Origin of the sequence: Roseovarius sp. A-2 (genome assembly GCF_002072155.1) — a bacterium.
In the GTDB taxonomy this organism is placed as follows: Bacteria; Pseudomonadota; Alphaproteobacteria; order Rhodobacterales; family Rhodobacteraceae; genus Roseovarius.
The window spans coordinates 371,310-395,740 of sequence record NZ_BDIY01000002.1 but is presented as its reverse complement, the minus strand read 5'-3'; the positions used below and the strand labels follow the sequence as shown (position 1 = coordinate 395,740).

Annotated in this window: 29 protein-coding genes; 3 read left to right on the top strand and 26 right to left on the bottom strand. The window is 64.6% G+C overall.

All coding sequences use genetic code 11. The annotated features are described in order from the left end of the window. Positions 1-25 precede the first annotated feature (25 nt). The 17 genes from BHD06_RS05285 to BHD06_RS05205 form a co-directional block, all read right to left on the bottom strand. Positions 26-391 (bottom strand): hypothetical protein, encoded by a 366-nt coding sequence (locus BHD06_RS05285; protein WP_080455971.1) that lies wholly within the window; start codon positions 389-391, stop codon positions 26-28. Positions 392-396: 5 nt separating this feature from the next. After that, positions 397-1,692 carry an NADH-quinone oxidoreductase subunit NuoF gene (gene nuoF, locus BHD06_RS05280; protein WP_080455933.1) on the bottom strand — a complete coding sequence of 432 codons (1,296 nt, stop codon included), beginning with the start codon at positions 1,690-1,692 and terminating at the stop codon, positions 397-399. Between the two features lie 4 nt (positions 1,693-1,696). Next, the gene (locus BHD06_RS05275; protein WP_307718122.1) at positions 1,697-1,918 is read right to left on the bottom strand and encodes a DUF5337 domain-containing protein; all 222 of its coding nucleotides are present in this window, start codon (positions 1,916-1,918) and stop codon (positions 1,697-1,699) included. A gap of 12 nt (positions 1,919-1,930) precedes the next feature. Continuing rightward, positions 1,931-2,680: an NADH:ubiquinone oxidoreductase gene (locus BHD06_RS05270; RefSeq protein WP_080455931.1), complete on the bottom strand. Its 750-nt coding sequence runs from the start codon at positions 2,678-2,680 to the stop codon at positions 1,931-1,933. 35 nt (positions 2,681-2,715) lie between these two features. Further along, a complete protein-coding gene (locus BHD06_RS05265; RefSeq protein WP_080455930.1) occupies positions 2,716-3,918 on the bottom strand; it encodes an NADH-quinone oxidoreductase subunit E in 1,203 nt (400 codons plus the stop codon). Between the two features lie 2 nt (positions 3,919-3,920). Further along, positions 3,921-4,199 carry an NADH dehydrogenase gene (locus BHD06_RS05260; RefSeq protein ID WP_080455929.1) on the bottom strand — a complete coding sequence of 93 codons (279 nt, stop codon included), beginning with the start codon at positions 4,197-4,199 and terminating at the stop codon, positions 3,921-3,923. Continuing rightward, entirely contained in the window at positions 4,196-4,981 is a 786-nt protein-coding gene (locus BHD06_RS05255) for a hypothetical protein (protein ID WP_080455928.1), read from the bottom strand. Before BHD06_RS05255 ends, BHD06_RS05260 begins: the two co-directional genes overlap by 4 nt. After that, positions 4,981-6,198, bottom strand: a complete 1,218-nt coding sequence (locus BHD06_RS05250) for an NADH-quinone oxidoreductase subunit D (protein ID WP_080455927.1) — start codon at positions 6,196-6,198, stop codon at positions 4,981-4,983. The genes BHD06_RS05255 and BHD06_RS05250 overlap by 1 nt, the downstream gene beginning before the upstream one ends. After that, a complete protein-coding gene (locus BHD06_RS05245; RefSeq protein ID WP_254892319.1) occupies positions 6,198-6,404 on the bottom strand; it encodes a hypothetical protein in 207 nt (68 codons plus the stop codon). Before BHD06_RS05245 ends, BHD06_RS05250 begins: the two co-directional genes overlap by 1 nt. After that, on the bottom strand, positions 6,401-7,009 hold the full coding sequence (locus tag BHD06_RS05240; RefSeq protein ID WP_080455926.1) for an NADH-quinone oxidoreductase subunit C: 609 nt from the start codon (positions 7,007-7,009) through the stop codon (positions 6,401-6,403). The genes BHD06_RS05245 and BHD06_RS05240 overlap by 4 nt, the downstream gene beginning before the upstream one ends. After that, positions 7,006-7,488, bottom strand: a complete 483-nt coding sequence (locus BHD06_RS05235) for an NADH-quinone oxidoreductase subunit B family protein (protein ID WP_050663944.1) — start codon at positions 7,486-7,488, stop codon at positions 7,006-7,008. Before BHD06_RS05235 ends, BHD06_RS05240 begins: the two co-directional genes overlap by 4 nt. A gap of 128 nt (positions 7,489-7,616) precedes the next feature. Beyond that, a complete protein-coding gene (locus BHD06_RS05230; RefSeq protein ID WP_176214282.1) occupies positions 7,617-7,982 on the bottom strand; it encodes an NADH-quinone oxidoreductase subunit A in 366 nt (121 codons plus the stop codon). Positions 7,983-8,202: 220 nt separating this feature from the next. Continuing rightward, positions 8,203-8,985 carry a crotonase/enoyl-CoA hydratase family protein gene (locus BHD06_RS05225; protein ID WP_080455925.1) on the bottom strand — a complete coding sequence of 261 codons (783 nt, stop codon included), beginning with the start codon at positions 8,983-8,985 and terminating at the stop codon, positions 8,203-8,205. A gap of 53 nt (positions 8,986-9,038) precedes the next feature. After that, positions 9,039-9,905 (bottom strand): hydroxymethylglutaryl-CoA lyase, encoded by an 867-nt coding sequence (locus tag BHD06_RS05220; RefSeq protein ID WP_080455924.1) that lies wholly within the window; start codon positions 9,903-9,905, stop codon positions 9,039-9,041. Between the two features lie 2 nt (positions 9,906-9,907). After that, a complete protein-coding gene (locus BHD06_RS05215) occupies positions 9,908-10,564 on the bottom strand; it encodes a glutathione S-transferase family protein (protein WP_080455923.1) in 657 nt (218 codons plus the stop codon). Continuing rightward, entirely contained in the window at positions 10,561-12,498 is a 1,938-nt protein-coding gene (locus BHD06_RS05210; protein ID WP_080455922.1) for an acetyl/propionyl/methylcrotonyl-CoA carboxylase subunit alpha, read from the bottom strand. The genes BHD06_RS05215 and BHD06_RS05210 overlap by 4 nt, the downstream gene beginning before the upstream one ends. Before the next feature lie 57 nt (positions 12,499-12,555). Continuing rightward, entirely contained in the window at positions 12,556-14,160 is a 1,605-nt protein-coding gene (locus BHD06_RS05205) for a carboxyl transferase domain-containing protein (protein WP_080455921.1), read from the bottom strand. Between the two features lie 77 nt (positions 14,161-14,237). Between BHD06_RS05205 and BHD06_RS05200 the strand changes: the two genes are divergently transcribed. Beyond that, complete coding sequence (locus tag BHD06_RS05200) at positions 14,238-14,903, top strand: OmpW family protein (protein WP_254892318.1); 666 nt, start codon at positions 14,238-14,240, stop codon at positions 14,901-14,903. Between the two features lie 71 nt (positions 14,904-14,974). Here BHD06_RS05200 and BHD06_RS05195 read toward each other — a convergent pair whose 3' ends face one another. The 9 genes from BHD06_RS05195 to BHD06_RS05155 form a co-directional block, all read right to left on the bottom strand. Beyond that, a complete protein-coding gene (locus tag BHD06_RS05195; RefSeq protein ID WP_080455919.1) occupies positions 14,975-16,552 on the bottom strand; it encodes an AMP-binding protein in 1,578 nt (525 codons plus the stop codon). Beyond that, positions 16,549-16,839: a hypothetical protein gene (locus tag BHD06_RS05190; RefSeq protein WP_080455918.1), complete on the bottom strand. Its 291-nt coding sequence runs from the start codon at positions 16,837-16,839 to the stop codon at positions 16,549-16,551. The genes BHD06_RS05195 and BHD06_RS05190 overlap by 4 nt, the downstream gene beginning before the upstream one ends. A 1-nt stretch (position 16,840) precedes the next feature. Continuing rightward, entirely contained in the window at positions 16,841-17,317 is a 477-nt protein-coding gene (locus tag BHD06_RS05185; protein ID WP_254892317.1) for a lysozyme inhibitor LprI family protein, read from the bottom strand. Beyond that, positions 17,314-18,477, bottom strand: a complete 1,164-nt coding sequence (locus BHD06_RS05180) for an isovaleryl-CoA dehydrogenase (RefSeq protein ID WP_080455916.1) — start codon at positions 18,475-18,477, stop codon at positions 17,314-17,316. The genes BHD06_RS05185 and BHD06_RS05180 overlap by 4 nt, the downstream gene beginning before the upstream one ends. Positions 18,478-18,564: 87 nt before the next feature. Further along, complete coding sequence (locus tag BHD06_RS05175) at positions 18,565-19,068, bottom strand: RES family NAD+ phosphorylase (protein ID WP_080455915.1); 504 nt, start codon at positions 19,066-19,068, stop codon at positions 18,565-18,567. Next, positions 19,065-19,517, bottom strand: a complete 453-nt coding sequence (locus tag BHD06_RS05170; protein ID WP_176214281.1) for an antitoxin Xre/MbcA/ParS toxin-binding domain-containing protein — start codon at positions 19,515-19,517, stop codon at positions 19,065-19,067. The genes BHD06_RS05175 and BHD06_RS05170 overlap by 4 nt, the downstream gene beginning before the upstream one ends. A 60-nt stretch (positions 19,518-19,577) precedes the next feature. Next, positions 19,578-20,774 (bottom strand): DegT/DnrJ/EryC1/StrS aminotransferase family protein, encoded by a 1,197-nt coding sequence (locus BHD06_RS05165; protein ID WP_080455913.1) that lies wholly within the window; start codon positions 20,772-20,774, stop codon positions 19,578-19,580. Positions 20,775-20,864: 90 nt separating this feature from the next. Further along, positions 20,865-21,530, bottom strand: a complete 666-nt coding sequence (locus BHD06_RS05160; RefSeq protein ID WP_080455912.1) for an HAD-IA family hydrolase — start codon at positions 21,528-21,530, stop codon at positions 20,865-20,867. 80 nt (positions 21,531-21,610) lie between these two features. Then, the gene (locus BHD06_RS05155; RefSeq protein WP_080455911.1) at positions 21,611-22,030 is read right to left on the bottom strand and encodes a hypothetical protein; all 420 of its coding nucleotides are present in this window, start codon (positions 22,028-22,030) and stop codon (positions 21,611-21,613) included. Positions 22,031-22,115: 85 nt separating this feature from the next. On the opposite strand from BHD06_RS05155, the gene moaA reads away from it, so the two are divergent. Then, on the top strand, positions 22,116-23,123 hold the full coding sequence (moaA, locus tag BHD06_RS05150) for a GTP 3',8-cyclase MoaA (RefSeq protein WP_080455910.1): 1,008 nt from the start codon (positions 22,116-22,118) through the stop codon (positions 23,121-23,123). Then, positions 23,123-24,412, top strand: a complete 1,290-nt coding sequence (locus tag BHD06_RS05145) for a 3-deoxy-D-manno-octulosonic acid transferase (RefSeq protein WP_080455909.1) — start codon at positions 23,123-23,125, stop codon at positions 24,410-24,412. The genes moaA and BHD06_RS05145 overlap by 1 nt, the downstream gene beginning before the upstream one ends. The last annotated feature ends 19 nt before the right edge of the window (positions 24,413-24,431 follow it).

The window sequence follows — 24,431 nt, the reverse complement described above, 5'->3', positions numbered from 1 at the left end:
GCCCGGTGCGATTTGACCGGGAACCTCACCATATCTCGCAGCGTCCCTCGACCGTGATCCGATCCCCGGAGCGCAGGTAGACCGGCCCGATCTCGCCCTCGGCAACACCGGCCCAGGCGATATCGGAGGTGCCGAAATTCTTCAGGCAGTAGCGCGTGGCCTCGTGCACCGCCGCCTTTTGCGCACCTTCGACACCGCGCGACACACGCTTGACGGTCGCGGTGAAATTGCGCCTGTCGCTGCGCTCTCCACCGCTCTTGGGCGGGTAGAAATTCCCGTCGAAGAACACCCGCTCTTCGCGGCTGGCACAACTGGCCAGAAGCGCGATCACGACTGCCGCGATGCCGATGCCCCGAAGCACGCTCCCTGCCTTTGCGCGGCCATCCGTCACGCCGGTCACTCCGCTGCCACGGCGCTCATGCGCCCGGCCCGCTTGGCCTTGATACGGTCCTCGATCTCGTCGCGGAAATTGCGGATCAGGCCCTGAATAGGCCAGGCCGCCGCGTCGCCGAGCGCACAGATCGTATGCCCCTCGACCTGCTTGGTCACCTGGAACAGCATGTCGATCTCCTCGACCTCAGCCTCGCCGCGCACCAGACGGTCCATCACCCGCATCATCCAGCCGGTGCCCTCGCGGCACGGTGTGCACTGACCGCAGCTTTCATGCTTGTAGAATTTCGACAGCCGCCAGATCGCCTTGATGATGTCGGTGTCCTTGTCCATCACGATCACGGCAGCGGTGCCGAGACTCGACCCCACCTCCTTGAGCGCGTCGAAATCCATGATCGCGTCCTTCATGTTCTCGCCGCGCACGCAGGGCACCGAAGAGCCACCGGGAATCACTGCCTTGAGATTGTCCCAACCGCCGCGAATGCCGCCGCAATGCCGCTCGATCAACTCCTCGAAGGTGATCGACATGGTCTCCTCGACCACGCAGGGGTTGTTCACATGGCCCGAGACCGCGAAAATCTTGGTGCCCGCGTTATTGGCCCGACCAAAGGATGAAAACCACTCCGGCCCGCGCCGCAGGATGGTCGGCACCACAGCGATGGATTCGACATTGTTCACCGTCGTGGGACAGCCATAAAGCCCGGCCCCCGCCGGAAATGGCGGCTTCATCCGGGGCATGCCCTTCTTGCCCTCAAGACTTTCGAGCAGCGCGGTTTCCTCACCGCAGATATAGGCCCCGGCCCCATGCACGAGGTAGATGTCGAAATCCCAGCCTGATTTGCAGGCATTCTTGCCCACCAGCCCGGCCTCATAGGCCTCGTCGATAGCTGCCTGCAGCGCCTCTTTCTCGCGGATATACTCGCCGCGAATGTAGATGTAGCAGGCATGCGCGTTCATCGCGAAGCTGGCGATCAGACAGCCCTCGACCAGCGTGTGCGGATCGTGGCGCATGATCTCGCGATCCTTGCAGGTGCCGGGTTCGGACTCATCCGCATTGACCACCAGATAGGCGGGCCGCCCGTCGCTTTCCTTGGGCATGAAGGACCACTTGAGCCCGGTGGGAAAGCCCGCGCCGCCACGTCCCCGAAGCCCGCTCGCCTTCATCTGATCGACGATCCAGGCGCGACCGTTCTGCAGGATTTTTGCCGTGCCATCCCAATGACCGCGCGCCTGCGCGCCCTTGAGGCTGCGGTCATGCATCCCGTAGAGATTGGTGAAGATACGATCTTCGTCTTTCAGCATCCCGTTACCCCCGGTTATCCTGACGCGCACGCCAGATTTGGTAGATCAAGACGAGGGCCCAGATGAACCCCGCCAATGCCATCAGGTCAAACAGCGCGCGCACCCGCTGGCTGAGCCCCATTTCTCCGCCGATGAAGGTCGCCAGAACCCAGAACACGCCCGTGCCCGCGATCACCATCGCGGCAAAGCGGCCCTTGCGGGCGGTTTCTGCGTCCTTGTCTGACATCATCCATCTTCGTCAATATACGTCGCCGCCCGCGACACGTTTGGAGAATTCCGTCTCTCCACCCGCAGCGAGGACCTTGGCCTGTTCGACCCAGTTATCGCGGCTCACCCGGCCCTTGAAACCTTTGATGTTGGCATCAACCCAGGTCACCTCATCGGGGCCCCAGCCCGCGATCTGGTTGAAATGGTAAAACCCCAACTCGTTGCAAAGTTTCTCAAGCTTTGGGCCCACACCCTTGATCTGTTTCAAATCGTCGGCCTGTCCACCCTTGGGCGCGCTCAGCGCTTCCGGGCGGGTGCCGACATCTTCCTCATCCGTGACGGCAGGGGCGGCAGATTGCGCCTCTTCACCGTTTGTCGATTCGTCCTTGCGCGCGGCCAGATCCTTTTCGCCCTTCGGGACGGTGCCCGATTTCGCAGGCGCACTTGCTTCGGCCTTGACCGCCGGTTTAGCGGGGGCTGACTTTGCTGCCGCAGGCTCTTCATCCTCGTCGAACGGGGCCTTGTTGCCGGTAATCCCGGTCAATTGGCCCACCGCCTCTTTCACGTCGTGCAATTGAACGCCGCGATCCTCGGCACCGTGCCCCGTGCAGACGAGCCGCGTGATCACGAGCCCCAGAAAAACCGCGCAAGCCGCCCCCAGAAGCAGCGCCGCAAAGAACCCGACAGACCCGGCAGCGGACCAGAGAACCACCATCCCGGTCAGCACCGCAAGACCCCAGCAAACGATCTGACAAGTGCTCAGTTTCGACGTATCAGACATGATGATAACCCCCTGTGTTGATCAAGCAGGCGCGTTCAATAAACCTCGCCTTTCTTGGCCCGGGCAGAGAACTCCGTGTCTTTGCCGTCAGCCAGCAGTTTTGCCTGCTCAATCCAGTTGTCGCGGCTGACCCGCCCCTTGAACCCCTCAAGGTTCTGATCGACCCAACTGACCTCGTCCTCGGTCCAGCTCGCAATCTGATCGAAGTGGTAGAATCCAAACTCGTGCAGCAGCGCCTCGAGCTTGGGGCCAACCCCCTTGATCATCTTCAGATCATCCGCCTTGCCCTCGCGCGCGGCGTCCAGCGTCGCGGGCCTGGTGCCCTGCCCGGCCTCGACTTCGGGCTCTTTCGGGTCCTGAACCGGCTTTGCGGCCGCAGACGCCTCGGGCTTGGCCTTGGTCTTGGCCTGCGCCTCGCCTATCGTGGCACCGGTCTTGTCCACCGGCGTGGCCGGATCGACCTTCGCACGTATCTCGACGGGTTCGTCATTGATCTTGACCGACGGGGCGGCGGGCTGATGCATCGCGCCCTTGTCGCGCCACGGTGTCAGCAGTGGAACCTCTGACCCGTCGATCCGCTTGATGGTATCGCCCACATCCACCGCACGCTGCACGCTGCCGTTATACTGCGCGCGCCCGCTCTCGAAATCGGTGAGGCTGGTCAGACCGTCCTTCGGCTCCGACGCATAGCGCCCGTTCTGCGGCCCGGGCGTCGGCACCTTGCCCGCCGCCAGCTCGTCGATGATCTCGGCGAACCGCTCGGCGGTCAGATCCTCGTAGTAATCCTTGCCAATCTGCGCCATCGGCGCATTCGCGCAGGCCCCGAGGCATTCCACCTCTTCCCAGGAAAACTTGCCATCCGCAGACACCTCAAAGGGGCTGGCGGCGATCTTGTCCTTGCAGACGCCGATCAGGTCCTCGGCCCCGCAGATCATGCAGCTTGTCGTGCCGCAAATCTGGAAATGCGCCACGCTGCCAACAGGTTGCAGCTGGAACATGAAGTAAAAGGTCGCGACCTCCAGCGCGCGGATATAATCCATATCCAGCATGTCGGCGACATGCTCGATCGCCGGACGGCTCAGCCAGCCCTCCTGCTCTTGCGCGCGCCACAAGAGCGGAATGACCGCGCTTGCCTGCCGCCCTTGGGGATATTTACTGATCTGCCCCTCGGCCCAGGCCTGATTGGCGGGGCTGAAGGCAAAGCTCTCGGGCTGGTCATGATAGAGACGACGTAGCATTCTCAGGCACAGGCTCCTGTGGTCAGTTTGATGCCCCCGTCGGGCAGCCGTTCGGCGGCACCGGAGGATAGTTTGTAAGCAGTCACCTCGAGCAGTTGCTCTCGCGTGAGGCCGGTCTGGATGCCAGCGGCCATGTAATCCGGCTCGGTCACAAGTGTGCAGCCCAAGCTGGTCACCGCCATATCGTAGCGCGCCAAAGCGGCCTCGCTCACGCCCTCGGGTGGCAGCGCGCAGGCAGCGGTCAGGCCAAGCAGCCCCAACGCAGGGAAAATCCGGCTCATCGCGGGCACAACTCCTCTGAAATCGTCAGGCTATCTTGGGCGACATTCATCTCGGCCTCGCCCGCTTGCAGCATCGCGCCGATCACCGGTCGCAACTCCTTGGTGGTAAACCCGGCGGCGGGCAATTGCCGGTCGGCCTCGGTCCGGGTCAGCGAACAGCCCACACCCTGCATATAGGCGATGAAATCGGCCCGCAGCACATCCGCGCTGCGCGGTTCTACCGCCGTCTCGGGCGTGCTCGCCATCATCTGCGGCGAGAGGCCCATGAATTTCTGGCACAGGCCCTCTTCCAGAAATACCGCGGTTTCATCCGAAGACAGCCGAATCTCGGCCATACGCAGCATCTTGTCCATCAACAGCTGCACTTCGGTCATCTCGACCCCGACACGCGGCAACAGCAGCTTGGCCTCGTCGATGGTCATCACGCAGTTATTGTCGGCGATCGCCGCAAAGAACCGCTCGCGCCCGGAATAATCGAGCTTGCCGCCGCAGACCCCGCCAAAGACCACGAGCTGCCCGTCGAGAATGCGCGCGCGCTCCTCGGTGATCAGCTGTTCGGTGATCGCCTTGGTCTCGGCCTTGTCGTCAAAGCCCGCCCCCGGCATCACCTCATCGGCCCGAAACGGCGACATCCGGCAGCCATGCTCGGCCATCACCGCGACAAAGGCCTCGATCCGCTCGGACGGCACGGCTTGCGCCTGCGTCGCGCCAGCGAGCAGCCCGGCAGAGAAAAACCCCGCCGCCACCAATCGCCCCGCGCGTCCAAGCCAATCCGCACTCATTACCGGTCAATCTCCCCAAAGACGACATCCATCGTGCCGATGATCGCCGCGATATCGGCCAGTTGGTGCCCCTTGGAGATATGGTCCATCGCCTGCAAGTGCAGAAAGCCCGGCGCGCGCAGCTTGGCGCGGTAGGGCCGGTTGGTGCCATCGGCCACCAGATAGACGCCGAACTCGCCCTTGGGCGCCTCGACCGCGCAATAGACCTCGCCCTCGGGCACCCGAAAGCCCTCGGTATAAAGCTTGAAGTGGTGAATGAGCGCCTCCATCGAACGCTTCATCTCGCCGCGCTTGGGCGGCGTCACCTTGCCTCGCGATAGAATATCGCCCTGCCCTTCGGGTGCACGCAGTTTCTCGATGGCCTGATGGATGATCCGCAGGCTTTGTCGCATCTCCTCCATCCGCACGAGATAACGATCATAGCAGTCGCCATTCTTGCCCACCGGCACGAGGAAATCGAACTCGTCATAGCATTCATAGGGCTGCGCGCGCCGCAGATCCCACGCCATGCCAGAGCCGCGCACCATCACGCCGCTAAAGCCCCAATCAAGCGCCTCCTGCTGCGTGACAACACCGATATCGGCGTTGCGCTGCTTGAAAATGCGGTTCTCGGTCAAGAGCCCGTCAATATCGTCGAGCACGCGGGGGAAATCCCTGGCCCATTCTTCGATATCATCGAGCAATTCCGGCGGCAGGTCCTGATGCACGCCACCGGGCCGGAAATAAGCCGCGTGCAGCCGCGCGCCACAGGCCCGCTCGTAGAACACCATCAGCTTTTCACGCTCTTCAAAACCCCAGAGCGGCGGCGTGAGCGCGCCCACATCCATGGCCTGCGTGGTCACGTTCAACAAATGGTTCAGCACACGCCCGATTTCCGAATAAAGCACCCGGATCAGGCTTGCGCGGCGCGGCACCTCGACCCCGGTCAGCTTTTCGATGGCCAGACACCAGGCATGCTCCTGATTCATCGGCGCCACGTAATCCAGCCGGTCGAAATAGGGTAGGTTCTGCAGGTAGGTGCGGCTCTCCATCAGCTTTTCGGTGCCGCGATGCAGCAGGCCGATATGCGGGTCGCAACGTTCCACCAACTCGCCGTCCAGTTCCAGAACCAGACGCAAAACCCCATGCGCCGCAGGGTGTTGCGGGCCAAAGTTAAGGTTGAAGTTGCGGATCTTCTGCTCGCCCGTGAGCGTGTCTTCGAATTTGGAGCCGTCCATTATCTGCGTCCTCCGCCAAGCTTGTCACGGAACGCCATGACCCACAGAAGGACCAGCGCCCCGAGCGGGATGATCGACACGAGGCTGAACCAGCTGTTGATGCCGAATTTAGGCAGCAGCTTCCAGAACGGAATGATGACCAACACCGCGAAGATCAGCATGAAGATCACGCCGCCACCGCCCATGCCATAGCCCGCGCCCATCATTTCGTGCCCTCTTTCTTCTCATCGCCCGGAAGGATGTATTCCGCCCCTTCCCAGGGCGACATGAAATCAAACTGCCGGTATTCCTGCACCAGTTTCACCGGCTCATAGACGACGCGCTTCTGCACCTCGTCATAGCGCACCTCGGTATAGCCCGTGGTCGGGAAATCCTTGCGCAGCGGATGGCCGCGAAAGCCGTAATCGGTCAGGATGCGGCGTAGGTCGGGATGGCCCGAGAAAAGGATGCCATACATGTCGAACACCTCGCGCTCGAACCAGTTGGCCGACGGGAAAATCTCGGTGATCGAGGGCACCATATCCTCTTCGCGCGCGGCAACGCGCAGCCGGATGCGGTGATTTTGATACATGCTCAACAGGTGATAGACCACGTCGAACCGCTTGGGCCGCTCGGGATAGTCCACCGCCGTGATGTCGACCAGAGTCGAGAAAGCGCAGGTCTGATCAGTCTTGAGAAATTCCATCAGACCGTTGATGTTCGGCAGTGCCACATCGACGTTGAGTTCGTCATGCGTCACGTCCCAGCCCAGCACGCAATCGCCGCGCTTCACCTCGATATATGCGCCCAGTTCCTTGAGTGCCTTGCTCATCTCACGATCGTCCCCGTCCGGCGAATTTTGCGCTGCAATTGCAGGATGCCATAGACCAGTGCCTCGGCGGTCGGCGGGCAGCCCGGCACGTAGATATCCACGGGCACGATCCGGTCACAGCCACGCACCACGGAATAGCTGTAGTGGTAATAGCCGCCGCCATTGGCGCAGGACCCCATCGAAATCACGTAGCGCGGCTCCGGCATCTGGTCATAAACCTTGCGCAGCGCCGGGGCCATCTTGTTGGTCAATGTGCCCGCCACGATCATTACGTCCGATTGGCGCGGGCTGGCGCGCGGCGCAAAGCCGAACCGCTCCACATCATAGCGCGGCATCGCGGTGTGCATCATCTCGACCGCGCAACAGGCCAGACCAAAGGTCATCCAGTGCAGGCTGCCGGTGCGGGCCCAGTTGATGATATCCTCGGTCGAGGTCACCAGAAAGCCCTTGTCCTGCAACTCGGCATTCAGCGCCTGCATCGCAGGTTCGCGGGTCTCGCCCGGCTCGTAGGCCTCGACCGGTGCAAGGCTCGACGGCGCGGATTTCACGCGCGGACTCTGGACACCCTGGCCCTGCGTTTCAGTCACGACCGCGTCATCCTGATCGTTCACTGCCATTCCATCGCTCCCTTGCGCCATTCATAGGCGAATCCGGCGGTCAGAACGGCCAGAAACACCATCATCGACCAAAATGCCGCCATGCTCAGATCCTGAAAGGCGACTGCCCATGGAAATAGCATGGCAATCTCAAGGTCAAAGATGATGAACAGGATCGACACCAGATAAAAGCGCACGTCAAACTTCATCCGCGCATCATCAAAGGCGTTGAAACCGCATTCATAGGCGCTCAGCTTTTCCGGGTCGGGGTTGCGAACCGCCAGCACCACGGCCGCCAGGATCAGGACGAGCCCGAGCCCTGTGGCAATGGCCAGCAAAATCAGGATGGGGAGGTATTCCCTCAGCATCTCTTCCACGAGGTGGCTCCTTTCATGCGCGAGCGCGGGCGCATCAAGATGGCTGCATGACTATGCCGGGTTTAAACCCGCCCCTTGATGGGGTCAACCAAGCGTGCGCGGGTTTGACCACCAGGCGAGACGGATTCTGCATTTATGTATGCGATAGTATGCCGCAAATCGGTCGAATTGGACCGAAAACCTGACCGCCCGTCGCCGCATCGCGGCAAATCCGCGCGACTCAGCCCCGCCAGCGGGGCGCGCGCTTGTCAAAGAAGGCGCCGATGCCCTCGGGTGCCTCGTCCCCGGCCCAGCACTCGGTCAGCGCCTCGGCAGTCCGCGCAATCACCGCCGCGTCGATCCTCGGCCCCAGATCCCGCAACAGCGCCTTGGCCCGGGCCACCGCGCCTGGCGCGCAATCGAGATAGGGCACGACCTCGGCCTCGACGGCGGCTTCAAGTTCAGCCTCGGGCACCGCCCGCGCCAGCAAGCCCAGTTCGACGGCCTCACCCGCGTCGAATCGCCGCCCCGACATGAAGACGCGCCGCGCCCGCGCCTCGCCCATGCGCGCCGCCACATAAGGCCCGATCGTGGCAGGGATCAGCCCCAGCCGCGTCTCGGTCAGGGCAAACAGCGCATCCTCCACCCCGATCACCACATCGCAGACGCTCATCAGCCCGATACCGCCGCCAAAGGCATTGCCCTGCACCCGGCCGATCAGGGGCTTGGGCAGGGTGTTGAGCGCCTGAAGCATATACGCCAACTTGGCCGCCTCGCGCCCGCGCGCCTCCGGCTCCGCCTCGAACTGATCCCGCATCCAGCCCAGATCGCCCCCGGCGCAGAATGTCTTGCCCCTCGCCGCCAGCACCACGACCCGCACAGCATCGTCAGCCCCCAGATCCCTGGCCGCCTGATGCAACTCCGCGATCATCTGCGCCGACATGGCGTTGTGCTTCTCGGCCCGCTCAAGCCAAAGTGTGGCCACGCCACGCGCGTCCTGCTCGATACTGATCGTTTCGGTCATGCCCTCTCCTCTTCACCCCAAATTTCTTCAAAAGAAATTTGCCAAAAATCTTTTCAAGATTTTTGCGCGGCACCCCGCATGGCTCGCGCCATATCCACCGCCTCGGACAATATGTTGGGATCGAGCCCGGTCTCGTATCCAAGCTCCGTCAGACGCTCATGCACCTTTTCCGTCGCCACATTGCCCGCCGCGCCGGGCGCATAGGGACAGCCCCCCAGCCCACCGACCGCCGCATCGAATACCCGCAATCCACGCGCCAGTGCCACCTCGATATTGTCAAGCGCGCGCCCGCCCGTGTCGTGGAAATGCCCGGCCAGCCGCTCGGCCGGCAGCGCATCACAGACCGCCGCTAGCATCGCATCGACCGCCTCGGGCCTGCCCTGCCCGATAGTGTCGCCAAGGCTGACCTCGTAGCATCCCATCTGCCACAGCGCCTCGGCCACGCGCACCACCGCCGTCGGGGCGACCGGCCCGTCATAGGGGCACTCCACCACGCAGGAGACATAGCCTCGCACCCGCAGCCCCTCGGCCCCCGCCGCCTCCAGCACCGGGGCGAACCGCGCGAGGCTCTCGTCGATCGTGGCGTTAATATTGGCCTTCGAGAACCCTTCCGAGGCCGAGCCGAAAATCGCCACCTCATCCGCCCCGGCCTCGAGCGCATCCGACAGGCCCCGCATGTTCGGCGTAAGTGCTGCATAACGCACCCCCGGCGCGCGCCTGATCCCGCGCAAAACCTCGCCCGAGTCGGCCATCTGCGGCACCCATTTCGGGCTGACGAAACTCGCCACCTCGATGCGCGAGAACCCCGCCTCGCTCAGCAGGTTCACAAAGGCAATCTTGTCGCGCGTGGCGATCCGCGCCGCCTCGTTCTGCAACCCGTCGCGCGGGCCGACCTCGAAGATTTCAACGCGCTCAGCCATATTCACTCCTCCGGCACAGGATAGAACTCCTGCGCATAGATATCCTGCGCGCCGTCCCGCGCCTTGGCCCTTTGATACCCAGGCCGCGCGCGCAACCCGTCCCAATACGCCATGAGACGCGGATAGGCGTTCAGATCAACATAATACCGCGCCAGCTCGAATCCGTAGGCAAACATGATATCCGCCGCCGAAAACCCCGAGGGCAATAGATAATCGCCCTCCAGGCGCGCCTCCATCGCCGCCAGCACCGCGCGCAGCCGCGCATTGAGCAGCTTCACGACCGTGGGCGACGGGCGTGCGGGTGGGCGCAGGAACACCTGGTTGAGGTTGAGATTTTCCAGCAGACAGCCCACCGTCTCCGACAGGCTCAGCATTTCCAGGAACCGTGCGCGCTCCGGATGGCACGGCGGCGGCATCAGCCGCGCCTCGGGACAGGTCTCGCACAACATCTGCACGATGGCCGCACTTTCCACCCAGACAGCACCATGATGCTCCAGCACCGGAACCCGCCCTGCCGGGGAAAGCGCCAGAAACGCCGGGCTGCGCATGGAGCCGTCGCGGATCGAGTAATAGCGCAGCTCATACTCCAGCCCCAACTCCTCGAGCAGCCACAGCACCCGCAGCGAGCGCGCCAGCGGAACGTGGTGTAGGACAATCATGCGTCCTCCTCCAACCGCACCAGCGCCGCCCCCGCGCTCACCTGATCGCCTTCGGCCACCAACACCTCGGCCACAACCCCGTCGCGTGCGGCCAGCAGGCTATGCTCCATCTTCATCGCCTCCAGCACCGCCAGCCGGTCGCCCTTCGCCACTGCTTGCCCAGCCCTGGCAAAGACCGCCTTAACCAGCCCCGGCATCGGCGCCTCGATGAGCGCCGCATCGCCGCCCGCCTCGCTGTCCCGCGCCAGCGGATCGACCAGATCGAACGCAATGCCATATCGCGCGAACACCGTGATCCGCGCGCCGTCCACCGCCACCCCGGGCGCAAGCTGACCGTCCAGCCGCCATTGCCCGTCCACGCGCCGCGCCGCAACCCATGTCTTACCCACGCACAGATCATGGGCCGTCGCCGACAGCGTGCGCAGCCGCACCGTCACCTCTTCTCCGTCGTGCACCAGCAGCACGTCACGCTCCAACGGCTGCCAGAGGACAAAACCAGCCGCCTCCGGTGTCTCCTCCAACAGCCCCAGCCCGGCCAGGGCCGCCAGCGCGACCTCCCCCGGCCCCGCCGATGGGGACACCACCAGAGCTTCGATATCCCGCGCGATCAGCCCGGTATCGACATCGCCGCGTGCAAACCCCTGATGCCGCGCGAGCGCCCCCAGAAAGCCGAGATTGGTCACCGTCCCGGCCACCTCGCACCGCTCCAGCGCCCGCGCCAGCCGCCGCAGCGCCACATCGCGCGTCGGTCCATGGGTGATCACCTTGGCGATCATCGGATCATAGAACGGGCTGATCTCATCGCCCGCCCGCACACCGCTATCGGCGCGGGTGCCGTCGGGAAAGACCAGATGCGACAGACGCCCGGTGGCGGGCAGGAACCCCTTGGGCACATCCTCGGCATAGAGCCGCGCCTCAAAAGCATGGCCGGTGATCGTCAGATCCCCCTGCCGCACGGGTAGCGCCTCCCCGGCGGCGACACGCAACTGCCATTCAACCAGATCAACGCCGGTGATCGCCTCGGTCACCGGATGCTCCACCTGCAACCGCGTGTTCATCTCCATGAACCAGAAGCGATCCGGGCGCAGCCCGTCCGAGCCATCGACGATGAACTCCACCGTGCCCGCCCCGCTGTAGCCGATCGCTTGCGCCGCCCGCACCGCAGCCTGCCCCATGGCGTCACGCATCTCGGGCGTCATCCCCGGCGCGGGGGCCTCCTCGATCACCTTCTGATGGCGGCGCTGCAACGAGCAATCCCGCTCGAAAAGATGCACCGCGCGCGTGCCGTCACCAAATACCTGCACCTCGATATGGCGCGGCTTCTCGACGAATTTCTCGATCAATACATCGGCATTGCCAAAGGCCGTGTGTGCCTCGCCGCGCGCGCTTTCAAGCGCATCGAAAAACTCCTCCGGGCGCTCCACCAGCCGCATCCCCTTGCCACCACCCCCCGCCACAGCCTTTATCAGCACCGGATAACCGATGGTATCGGCCGCCCCCGACAGGTGCCCGGGGTCCTGATTTCTGCCGTGATAACCCGGCACCACCGGCACGCCCGCCTCTTCCATCAGCGCCTTGGCGGCATCCTTGAGCCCCATCGCCCGAATCGCCCGCGCCGACGGGCCGATAAAGACCAGCCCCGCCGCTGCCACCGCCTCGACGAAATCGGGATTCTCGCTCAGAAACCCATAGCCGGGATGGATCGCCTCCGCCCCGGTCTCCAGCGCCGCCGCGATGATCGCCTCGCCCCTCAGATAGCTGTCCGAGGGCGCCGATCCGCCGATATGCACCGCGCGGTCCGCCATCGCCACATGCGCCGCGGCGCGGTCGGCATCGGAATAGACCGCCACCACCTCGACGCCCATGGCCTGCGCCGTGCGCATCACCCGGCACGCGATCTCGCCCCGGTTGGCGACCAGAATCCGCTCAAACATCGCGCACGCCCCCACATTCACCGTTCCGAAAATACTCAAATCCCGACATCATCACCCTCACATCCGGAAGACGCCAAAGCGCGTCTCCTCCACCGGCGCGTTCAGCGCCGCCCGCAAGGAGAGCGCCAGCACGTCGCGGCTCTTGCGCGGGTCGATGCAGCCATCGTCCCACAGCCGGGCGCTGGCATAAAGCGGATGCGCCTGCCGCTCGAACATCTCCACCGTCGGGCGCTTGAACGCTTCTTCGTCCTCCGCTGACCATGTCTCGCCGCGTTTCTCCATCGCGTCGCGCTTTACCGTCGCCAACACCCCCGCCGCCTGCGCACCGCCCATCACCGAAATCCGTGAATTGGGCCATGTCCACAGGAATCGCGGGCTGTAGGCCCGCCCCGCCATGCCATAATTGCCCGCCCCGAAAGAGCCACCGACCAGCATGGTGATCTTCGGCACGCTCGTCGTCGCCACCGCCGTGACCATCTTGGCCCCGTGCCGCGCAATCCCCTCATTCTCGTATTTGCGTCCCACCATGAAGCCGGTGATATTCTGCAAGAACACCAACGGGATCTTGCGCTGACTGCACAGTTCCACGAAATGCGCGCCCTTGGAGGCCGCCTCGGAGAACAACACGCCGTTATTGGCGATGATCCCCACCGGGCAGCCCTTCACATGGGCGAACCCGCACACCAAGGTCTCGCCGAACCGCGCCTTGAATTCGTCAAAGCGGCTTGCGTCCACCAACCGCGCGATGACCTCGCGGATGTCATAGGGCGTGCGCAGATCGGCAGGCACCACACCAAGCATTTCCGCCGGATCATAGACGGGCTCCTCTGGTGTCTGCCAGCCCCGGACGGGGGCGAGCCCACCCCCCAGATTGCCCACCGCGCGCCGCGCCAAGGCCAGCGCATGCGCGTCATCCTCGGCCAGATAATCCGCCACGCCTGACAGGCGCGTGTGCACATCGCCGCCGCCCAGATCCTCGGCGCTGACCACCTCGCCGGTCGCCGCCTTGACCAGGGGCGGCCCGGCCAGGAAGATCGTGCCCTGATCCCGCACGATGATCGTCACGTCAGACATGGCGGGAACATAGGCCCCACCCGCCGTGCAGCTTCCCATCACCACGGCGATCTGCGCGATGCCCTTGGCGCTCATCCGTGCCTGATTGTAGAAAATCCGCCCGAAATGATCGCGGTCGGGGAACACCTCATCCTGATTGGGCAGGTTCGCGCCACCACTGTCCACCAGGTAGATGCAGGGCAGATGGCATTCCTCTGCGATCTCCTGCGCGCGCAGATGCTTCTTGACGGTCATCGGGTAATAGGTGCCGCCCTTCACGGTGGCGTCGTTGCACACCACCATGCAGTCGCGCCCCTGCACCCGGCCGACCCCGGCAATCACCCCTGCCCCCGGTGCCGCCCCGTCATAAAGACCATGCGCCGCCGTCGCCCCCACCTCCAGAAACGGACTGCCCGGATCGAGCAGCCCCGCCACCCGGTCGCGCGGCAGCATCTTGCCGCGCGACAGATGCCGCTCGCGGGCGCGCTCACCGCCCCCCGCCGCCGCCTGTAAGGCGGCCTCCTCGACCAGATGCAGCGCCTCCAGATGGCCCGCCTCATTGGCCTTGAACGCCTCCGAGGACGGCAAAACCGCCGATTTCAGTTGCATGTCGCAGTCTCCCGCATCTGGGCAGGGCACGCCCCGCCTGTTGCAATTTCACCACGGTGCGGCAACGGCTCCGCGACTTGATACACATCAAAGTGCTTTACCCAAAACGCACGCATACCCACCCCTGTAAGAACAAGAGTGGAAAGACCATGAAACACATCACATCGCTCACCCTCGCTGCCCTTCTGGCCTCGACCGCCGCGCTCGCGCAGGAGCAGGGCGACATGACCATCGGCCTCGGCGCGCACTACATCGATCCGACCGACAGCTTTAGTGCCCCGTCCACGGCCCGCGTCGGCGAAAACATCCGCCCGTCGCTGACCTTTGAATACTTCGTCATGGACAATGTCGGCATTGAGGTTCTCGCGGCTTGGCCGTTCAAACATGACCTTCAGGCGCAAGGGGCCGGTGATATCGGCTCGACAAAACACCTGCCGCCCACCATCTCGATTCAGTACCACTTCACCAACAACTCTATCATGACACCTTTTGTCGGTGTTGGTCTGAACTATACGCATTTCTGGGATGAAAAACTCGACAACGGCACTCCGATCAAACTTGATGATTCCTGGGGTGTTGCCTTGCATGCAGGTCTTGATGTGGCGATCAGCGCCCAAGGCTCCCTGCGCGCCGATGTCCGCTATATCGACATCGACACTGACGCCACAATTGGCGGCGCACCCGCAGGCTCGGTCGAGCTTGACCCGTGGGTCTTTGGCGTGGCCTATGTTCACAAGTTCTGACAATCTTCCCGTCGGAACCGAACCCGGAGGGCTGGCCGTCGCGCCAGCCCTTTCGTCATGCCCGAGGAGCCTCATTCATTGCCCTCCGCCGCTGCGCGCGCCTTCAGATCCTTTCGGATCACCTTGCCTGTCACCGTCATCGGTAGCGCTTTCAGAAACTCGATTTCCCTTGGGTATGAATAGGTTGCAAGACGCTCCTTCACATGAGCCTGCAACGCCTCGGCCAGATCCTGCGACGCCTCCCGGCCTGCGCGCAGAACCACATAGGCCTTGACGATCTCGGTGCGCAGACGGTCGGGCTTGCCAACCACCCCCACCGTCGCCACCGCGTCGTGGGTCAACAGACAATCCTCGATCTCCGCCGGGCCAATCCGGTAGCCCGCCGAAGTGATCACGTCATCCTCCCGCCCGACAAAGCGGATGAACCCGTCCTCGATCACACCCCGGTCGCCGGTCAGCAACCAATCACCCCGGAACTTCTCCGCCGTCTCTTGCGGTTTTTTGAAATATTCCAACATCATAGAGGCCGAACCTCGCTTGATCGCGATATCGCCCTCGCCGACCGTTTCACGACCCTCGCCGTCGATCACCGCCACCTCATGCCCCGGCACGGCGCGACCAAGCGCACCTGCGCGCGGATCGAACAGCGCGCCGCAGGACGATCCCACCATGTTGCATTCGGTCTGCCCGTAAAACTCGTTGATCGTCAGGCCAAAGGCGCGCCGCCCCCAGTCGAGCATCTCGTCTCCCAGCGGCTCACCCCCGCTCGCCACGCTGCGCAGACCGCCGATTTGCGCATCTTCGGCTTTCAGCATGCGGAGGGCAGTTGGTGGAAAAAATACGTTTTTTACCGCACCTTCCGAGACGATTCTCACGCACTCAGAAACGCTGAACTTGGCCATGCGCGCGGCCACCACCGGCACCCCGATGGCCAACCCCGGCATCAGCACATCAAACAGCCCGCCGATCCACGCCCAATCGGCCGGCGTCCAGAGGCAATCGCCGGGCTGCCCGAGGAAATCATGGCTCACCTCCACCCCCGGCAAATGCCCGGTCAGCACCCGATGCGCGTGCAGCGCGCCCTTGGGGCTACCCGTGGTGCCGCTCGTGTAGATCAGCACGGCAGGCGTCTCGGCCTCGGTTTGCACGGTCTCAAATCGCCCCTCGGGCAGCGCCTCGCGCTCAGGCGTGAGCGCGTCCACCTCACCAAACCCGGCCAGCATCCCCGCGCCCTCGGCATCGGTCACAACCACCCGCGCGCCCGCATCCCGCACCCGGCTCGACAGCGCATCATGCTTGAAGAGTTTGAACAAAGGTATTGAAATAGCGCCGATTTTCCAGATCGCGATATGCGCTGCGGCACACCATGCGCCCTGGCTGCGCAACACGCCCACCCGGTCGCCCTGCATCACACCCCGCGCCAGCAATGCATGCGCCAGCCCATCGGCCATGACACGCAACGTGCCATAGCTAACGTCGCGCGGGCCATCACCGGAAAGGTCGATGATCGACACGCGCTCCGGCACCGCCTCGGCCCAGTCGTCGCACACCTGCGCCGCCATGTTCAGCCGCGCGGGGATATCCCACTGGAATTCGTCGCGCAGCACCTCATAGGGCGCGGGCCGCAGCAGGGGGCGCGTGCCCTTCATGACGTCGCCCCGGGCGCGTTGCGATGCACCAGCCGCCCATAGGCATCGACGAAATACTCGTAATCGCCGCAGGCCACCACCAGCCACAGGTTGTCGCTCATCGCCGGGCGCGCCGCACAGTCCGAACGGGCCGCCTCCGCGCCCGCCTCGGCCAGATAGCGCGCCGCCATACGCTCGATTGCCTGTGTCTCGGTCGTCGTGACCGCGCGCCCGCCCAGCATCAGGCCGATGCCCGCTACCACGGCAACCAGCGCCAAAACCGGAAGAAAGATCAGGCGGCGCGGCATGTCACTCCCCCAACCGGCTGGATTGCAGGTAGTGCATCTGGCGTGCCGTCTCATGCAAATGGCAGCTCACCGCGGCCGGTCCCGCCCCCGTGCCGCCACCCCATTGCGAGGCCTCATAGCCGCATTTGGTGTCGCGATATCCGATCCAGGCGCGCTGCATCTCGCGCAGTGCCTGGGCCTGCTTCGGGGCATGAGACTGTATCTGCGCATCCTGTGCCGCCAGCTTCGCATATAGCTGCTGATAGACGGTATTGAGCCAGCCATCCCAATGCGCCCGCTCGCGATCCGTGCAGCCTCTCATGCCGATGGTGGTATATCCGCCGGGGGTGGCCTCGATACAGCGCTCAGCCGCCTTGCCCGCGCACGTCTCGCCACCGCCCGCACGAATGCAGGCCTCAACCGGGGCGATATCAAAGACAAGATCCTGCGCCATCCCCGGCGCAGGCAGCAGCATCAGCGCGGCAATCAGCCTCCTCACGCCATCGCCCCCATCAACTCGCGGCCCACCAGCATGCGCCGGATCTCGCTGGTCCCTGCCCCGATCTCCATCAGCTTGGCATCGCGAAAGAGCCGCGCAACCGGCGCGTCGCTAAGAAAGCCCGCCCCGCCCATGGCCTGCACCGCCTGATGCGCCTGCACCATCGCCTGCTCGCTCGCATAAAGACAGCAGGCGGCGGCGTCCTGCCGGGTGACATCCCCGCGATCACACGCCTTGGCCACCTCATAGACATAGGCGCGCGCCGAATTCATCGCCGTGTACATATCCGCGATCTTGCCCTGCATCAGCTGAAATGACCCAATCGCCTGCCCGAACTGCTTGCGCTCAGCCATGTAGGGCATGATCTCGTCCAGGCAGGCGGCCATGATGCCGGTGCCAATCCCGGCCAGCACGACGCGCTCATAATCGAGGCCAGACATCAGCACGCGCACGCCCTTGCCCTCTTCGCCCAGCACGTTCTCGAACGGCACCTCGACATCGTCGAAAATCAGTTCGGCGGTGTTGGAGCCCCGCATCCCCAGCTTGTCGAAATGCGGGGACGTGCTGAACCCGGTCATCGTCTTCTCGATCAAAAACGCCGTGATGCCCTTCGCGCCCGCCTCCGGGTCGGTCTTGGCATAGACCACCAGCGTGTCGGCATCCGGCCCGTTGGTGATCCAGTACTTGTTACCATTGAGCTTGTAGTGATCGTTACGCTTCTCGGCGCGCAGCTTCATCGAAACCACGTCGCTACCCGCCCCCGCCTCGGACATGGCGAGCGCGCCCACATGATCGCCGCTGAGCAGACCGGGCAGGTATTTCGCCCTCTGCGCGTCCGTTCCGTTCAGCTTGATCTGGTTGACGCACAGATTGGAATGCGCGCCATAGCTGAGCGACACCGAGGCAGAGGCGCGTGCGATCTCCTCCACCGCGATCACATGGGCAAGGTAAGTCATCCCCGAGCCGCCATATTCCTCGGGCACGGTAATTCCCAACAGGCCAAGGTCGCCCATCTCGCGCCACAGCTCATTCGGAAAGACGTTGTCGCGATCCACATCCGCCGCCATCGGCTTGACCCGCTCCTGTGCCCACCGGTGCACCATTTCGCGCAGGGCGTTCACATCCTCGCCCAGATCAAACTGCATCACGGCATTGAACATCGCGCTTCCTCCTCCGGAACGGATTTATTGAACACTTGTTCATTTATAGACACAAACCCGCATACACGTCAATCCCGCGCGCGCAGGTCAGCGGCTCGCGTTCAGCCTCGGGTCGAGCACGAACGCGTCCTGAAAAACATCGCTGATACGCCCATCGGGCAAGGGCGCGAGAAACACGAGGTTCCAGCTCTGCCGCGACACCACCGAGGGGATCACGATCATGCCATGCACGCGCAGCTGCTGATCGCCCCAGGCCCGCCGGTCCGGCACGGCGTTGTTGGGATCGAGCCAACGAGCGTCGGGGATCTCCTCGGGCATTATCACCCGCACCCGCTCGGGGGTGGCCACGGTAAAGGAGGTCAGCACATGCGGCTGCGTGTCGAGCACGCGAAAGCCCTTGTGCACGGCCACCTCCAATATCGCCGTAGATGGGTCGAGCGCGCAGTAAACCGCCCGCGTACCGACCGAATTCCACCGCCCCCCGGCCTGAAACGCGCCCTCGCCGCTGCTCCAGCTGTCCGCATGACGCGCCCGGTCCAGACGGTGCGCGGTCACCGCCCCGCCGCCCAGGGCTGCGGGCAGTGGCGTCACAGATAGACGCCGTAATCGATCTGCCGCAGGGTCCGATCCACAAGGGCCGCGCCGATAAAGGTATCCAGAAGGTCGATGGGCCGCCGCCCGCCAAGCGCCATCTGCTCGCTGCGCATCCAGTCAAGCGCCGCCGCACGCCCGCCAAAGATATCCTCGGCCCGGGTCAGCAGCAGCGCGAACAGCACCAGTTGCGAGCTGACCCCGCTCGACAGCGGCCGGTCCGCGCCGCGCAACCGCTTGAGCTGCGAGACACTGATCGCAAGGATTTCGGCCCAGGTCTTGTCCGGCAATTCCTCGACCGCCGCGCGAAACCGCTTCAGCGCCGCCGCAGGCAGCCCCTTCTCGATCGCCGCATGCACCTCGTAGGGCGATTCGGGCACCGGGCCTTTTCGGCTCAGGTATTTCCAGGATTGTTCGAGCTCTTGCTGATTGGCGATATCGAACGGCATGGGTCGGCTCCGATGCATGGCTCAATTGAGCCTTTTACATAGGTCATTTGAGCCATTTCGTCAAGATGCCGCCTGATAGACCGCCCCCACCTCGGCCCGGATGATCCGGGCGATCTGCGCGCAATCCTCAAGGCTGAAGGTCAGCGGCAGACGCATGTCGACGATGCCGCGCAGAATGCGGTCGCTCGCGGGCATCGGCGCGGAGGGCGCATAGCGCCAACTGTCATAGCGGCTGGTGAACCCCGCAGGCTCAGCCGCGCCGAACCATTTGAGCTCTACCCCCCGCGCGACACAGCGTTTGAGCACCTCGCCAATGCGCGCGCCCTCCCAATCGAGCAGCAGGAACTGGATGGAAGAGCCGACATAGCTCTCCCGCTCCGCCCGCTCCGGCAGGGTCAGGCCCGGCGTGCCACGCAATCCCTCCTCGACCACACGGTAGCGCGCGTTCCACTTCTCGACCTGGCCCTCCAGCGCGCGCAATTGCGGCCGCAGGATCGCCGCGCGCAGATGGTCCATACGGCCCGACACATTGGGCGTGTCGTATTTAACCCGCTCGAACACCGCGTCTGGCGGCACCGTCCCGTGCCGACCATAAAGCATGTATGACCCCGACAGCATGATCGCGCGGGCCATCACCTCGTCATCATCGGTGACCAGAAACCCGCCCTCGCCGGAATTCATGTGCTTGTAGGTCTGGGTCGAATAACAGCCCACACGGCCCCACCGGCCCGAGGGCACGCCGCGCCAGGCCGCGCCCATCGTATGCGCGCAATCCTCGACCACGGTGACGCCACCCGCGTCGCAGATTTCCATCAGCCGGTCCATGTCCGCCAGATGGCCGCGCATATGGCTCAGCATCAGCACATCGGCGTCTTGCGTCTTGGCCGCCAGATCGTCGAGGTCGATGGTCAGCGCCTCGGTCACGCCCACAAAGACCGGCACCGCGCCGACACTGGCAATCGCACCGGGCACCGGGGCGAGCGTGAAGGCATTGGTCAGGACCCGGTCGCCGGGGCCAACCCCAAGCGCGCGCAGCGCGGTGGCCATCGCGTAGCCGCCCGAGGCCACGGCAAGCGCGTATTTGGCCCCGGTATACTCCGCAAACTCCCGCTCCAGCAGCGCCACCTCGCCCGGCTCGTCGCCGACAAGGTTGTAGCGATGCAACCGGCCAGAGCGCAGCACGCCCATCGCCGCCTCGATCCCCTCCTCGGGGATCGGCTCCTGCTGGGTGAAATTGCCTTTGAACACCTCGGTCATGGCATTGTTTTGATTGCCGATCCGGGCTGCGTCAATGCTTTCCTGCGCGCGCCGCCGGCAATTTCACGAAATCCGAAACCGCCCTGCACCTTAGCCGATAAGCCGCGTCACCACGCCGGGCAATTCGTCATAATGGCCGATCACGGCCTCCGGCCCCAGATCCGCTACCGCCGCGCCGTTGGGGCCAAACCCCACCAGCACCGAGGGCACGCCCGCCGCGCGCGCCGTGTCAAAATCGGTCACGGTATCGCCCACCAGAAGCGAGCGCACGGGATCGCCCCCCGCGCGCCGCACAGTCTCGCGCAGGTGCTCCGGATCGGGCTTGCGCACCGCCAGCGTGTCGGCCCCGGTCAGCGCGGCAAAGGCCCCCAACACGCCCAACCGCTCCATCAGCAGGCGCGCCAGACGCTCGGGCTTGTTGGTGCAGATGGCCACCTTGTAGCCCGCATCGCTCAGCCCTGCGACCGCCTCCATCGCACCGGGATAGAGCGTGGTGTGCACGTCGATCGCCTCGGCATAGGCCTCCAGCAGGATGGGATATTGCCGGTCGATCTCGGCCAGGTCCGCGCCGCGCCCCAGACGTTCCATCCCAAGCGTCAGCATCGCCCGCCCGCCGCGCAAGGCGACACCGGCATCGGCTACGGGATCGAGCATGTCGCCCACGCCAAGCCCCCGGAAACAGGCATTTGCGGCAGCGACAAGATCGCCGCTCGTGTCGGCCAGCGTGCCATCAAGATCGAAAACCACCGTGCGCATCGCGCGTCTCCTCATCCGCCCCTATGATGTCCGGAGCAGATAGCCCTCAACGTCACGAAAGACAAAGCGAAAGCCGCGCCTCACCCGCCAAGGCCGGTAACCCGTACCTCCGGCAGGCCCGTGAGCGGCGCACCGAGCGCCTGAAATGCGGCCAACGACAAGCGGCTGCCCGCGCCGCGCGGCGCATCCAGCGGGATGAGCGCCACCTCCACCGTCCTGCCATTCGCCGAATAGGTCACGCGCCCCCGCCCCGGTGCATCCACCAGCGGCGTCTTGAGCCACAGTCCCGGCTCTGTCGCCGTGCCCAATGACGCCACCGTCAGCCCCAGATCACCCGTCGCGGGCGCGAGCGTCGTGGCGTCCTCGTCCTCCGGCGCGGTTTCGGTCGTGGCAGGCGGCGGTTCGGTGGCAGGCTCCGGCACAGGCTGGAAAATCCCCTCGACCTGCGCACAGGCACCAAGGAGGGCGAGCATCGCGATCAATGTCAGGGCCCGTGTCATGCCGTCACCCTATCGCGCCGCTGCGGCCCGGACAATCCGCAACATCGCCCTTGCCCCGCCCCACGGCGCGGCTTAGGTTTCCGCCATGACAGCACCTCTCATAGACCCGTTCCAGCGCGCCATCTCCTACCTGCGCGTCTCCGTGACCGACCGCTGCGATTTTCGCTGCGTCTATTGCATGTCGGAGAACATGACCTTCCTGCCGAAGAAAGAGCTGTTGACGCTCGAGGAGCTTGATCGCATGTGCTCGACCTTCGTGCGCATGGGCGTGGAAAAACTGCGCATCACCGGCGGCGAGCCCCTGGTGCGCAAGGGGATCATGGCCTTTTTCGACGCCATGACCCGGCATCTCGAGGCGGGCGATCTCAAGGAGCTGACGTTGACCACCAATGGCAGCCAGCTTGAGCGTTTCGCGGATGACCTTTATGCGGCAGGCGTGCGCCGGGTGAATGTCTCGCTCGACACGCTGGACGAGCAGAAATTCGCCGACATCACCCGCTGGGGCCGTCTGCCGCAGGTGATCAAGGGGATCGACGCGGCGCAAAAAGCCGGGCTGCGGATCAAGATCAACACCGTCGCGCTCAAGGGCTTCAACGAGGACGAGCTTTTCACGTTGCTCGAGTGGTGCAAATCGCGCGACATGGATCTGACCTTCATTGAGGTCATGCCGATGGGCGATATCGGCAACGAGGACCGGTTGGGCCAATACTGGAAACTGTCGGACCTGCGCGCGCGTCTGGCTGAAACCTTCACCCTCACCGACCTGCCCGAAAGCACCGGCGGCCCGGCGCGCTATGTGCGGCTGGAAGAGACCGGGCAAAAGATCGGCTTCATCACGCCGCTCACCCATAATTTCTGCGAAAGCTGCAACCGCGTGCGCCTGACCTGCACCGGCGAGCTTTACATGTGCCTCGGCCAGGAAGACATGGCCGATCTGCGCGCGCCCCTGCGCAACAATCCGGCCAACGACGCACCGCTTGAGGCCGCAATCCGCACCGCCATAACGCGCAAGCCCAAGGGCCATGACTTCGACTATTCGCGCCAGTCGGTCGATGGTCGCGTGTCGCGCCACATGAGCCATACCGGCGGCTGATGCGCCGCGCCGGCGCGCCCCTGCCGCTGCGCCTCTACAGCCTTGCGGCAAACATGCTGGGGTCCGTCGCCTATCGCGGTGCCTGCCGTAAACTCGAGGCCCACGGCACCGACCGCGCCCGCTGGCCCGAACGTCTGGGCCGCGCCACCCTGCCCCGTCCAGACGGCACGCTGATCTGGTTTCACGCCGCCAGCGTCGGCGAAAGCATGTCGGTCCTGACGCTCATCGCCCATTGGGCGGCATCGCGCCCCGATCTGCAATTCCTGCTCACCTCAGGCACCGCCACCTCGGCGCAGCTGCTGTCCAGCCGCCTGCCGCCCCGCACCCGGCATCAATTCGCCCCGCTCGACACCAGCCGCGCGATGCGCCGCTTCCTCACCCATTGGCAGCCCACGGCCGCGATCTTCATCGAAAGCGAGCTTTGGCCGCAGATGCTGCGCGAGACCGATCAGGCCGGGATTCCCCTGGCCCTTCTGAACGCCCGTCTGTCGGACAGATCGGCCCGCAACTGGCAACACGCGGAGCGCACGGCACGGCACGTGATGGGACAGTTCCGGCTGATCCACTGCCAGGACGCGCGCAGCGAGAGCCATCTGCGCGCGCTCGGCCTCGCACACGCGCGGCAGGGGCCGAACCTCAAATCCCTCACCGGCCCCCTGCCCGTCGACCCTGAGGCGCGCGCGCATCTGAAGCGCAGGATCGGTGGGCGCGTGGTCTGGTGCGCCGCCTCCACCCATCGGGGCGAGGACGAGATCATGCTCGACGCCCATGCACGTCTCCTGCGACACGACCCCGATGCGCTGCTCATCCTCGTGCCCCGCCATCCGGAACGCGGCACCGCCCTCGAAGTTATGATCGCCGAACGCGGTCTCAGCGGCGCGCGCCGCGCCATCGGCGGGCCGATCACCGGGCAGACCCAGGTCTATCTCGCCGACACAATGGGCGAGATGGGGCTGTGGTACGCGCTCGCCCCCGTCACCTGCCTCGGTGGCTCCTTTACCCCGGCGGGCGGCCATACCCCGTATGAGCCCGCCCATGCCGGTGCGGCGATCCTGCACGGGCCACGTTACGCAAATTTCGCCGAGATCTACCCGGCGCTCGATGCCGCAGGCGGGGCGACAGAGATAACGGATGCCGTCGGCCTCGCCCAAACCCTCATTACGCTCCTCACCTCACCCGACCGGCTCGCCACCATGCGTGCCGCTGCCCGCGCGTTCGCCCTCCCGCAAAGAGACGCGCTCGACGACATCATCGCCGACCTCACCCGCGCGCTCGATCTCACGCCATGACCGCGCCTTTCACTGTTCT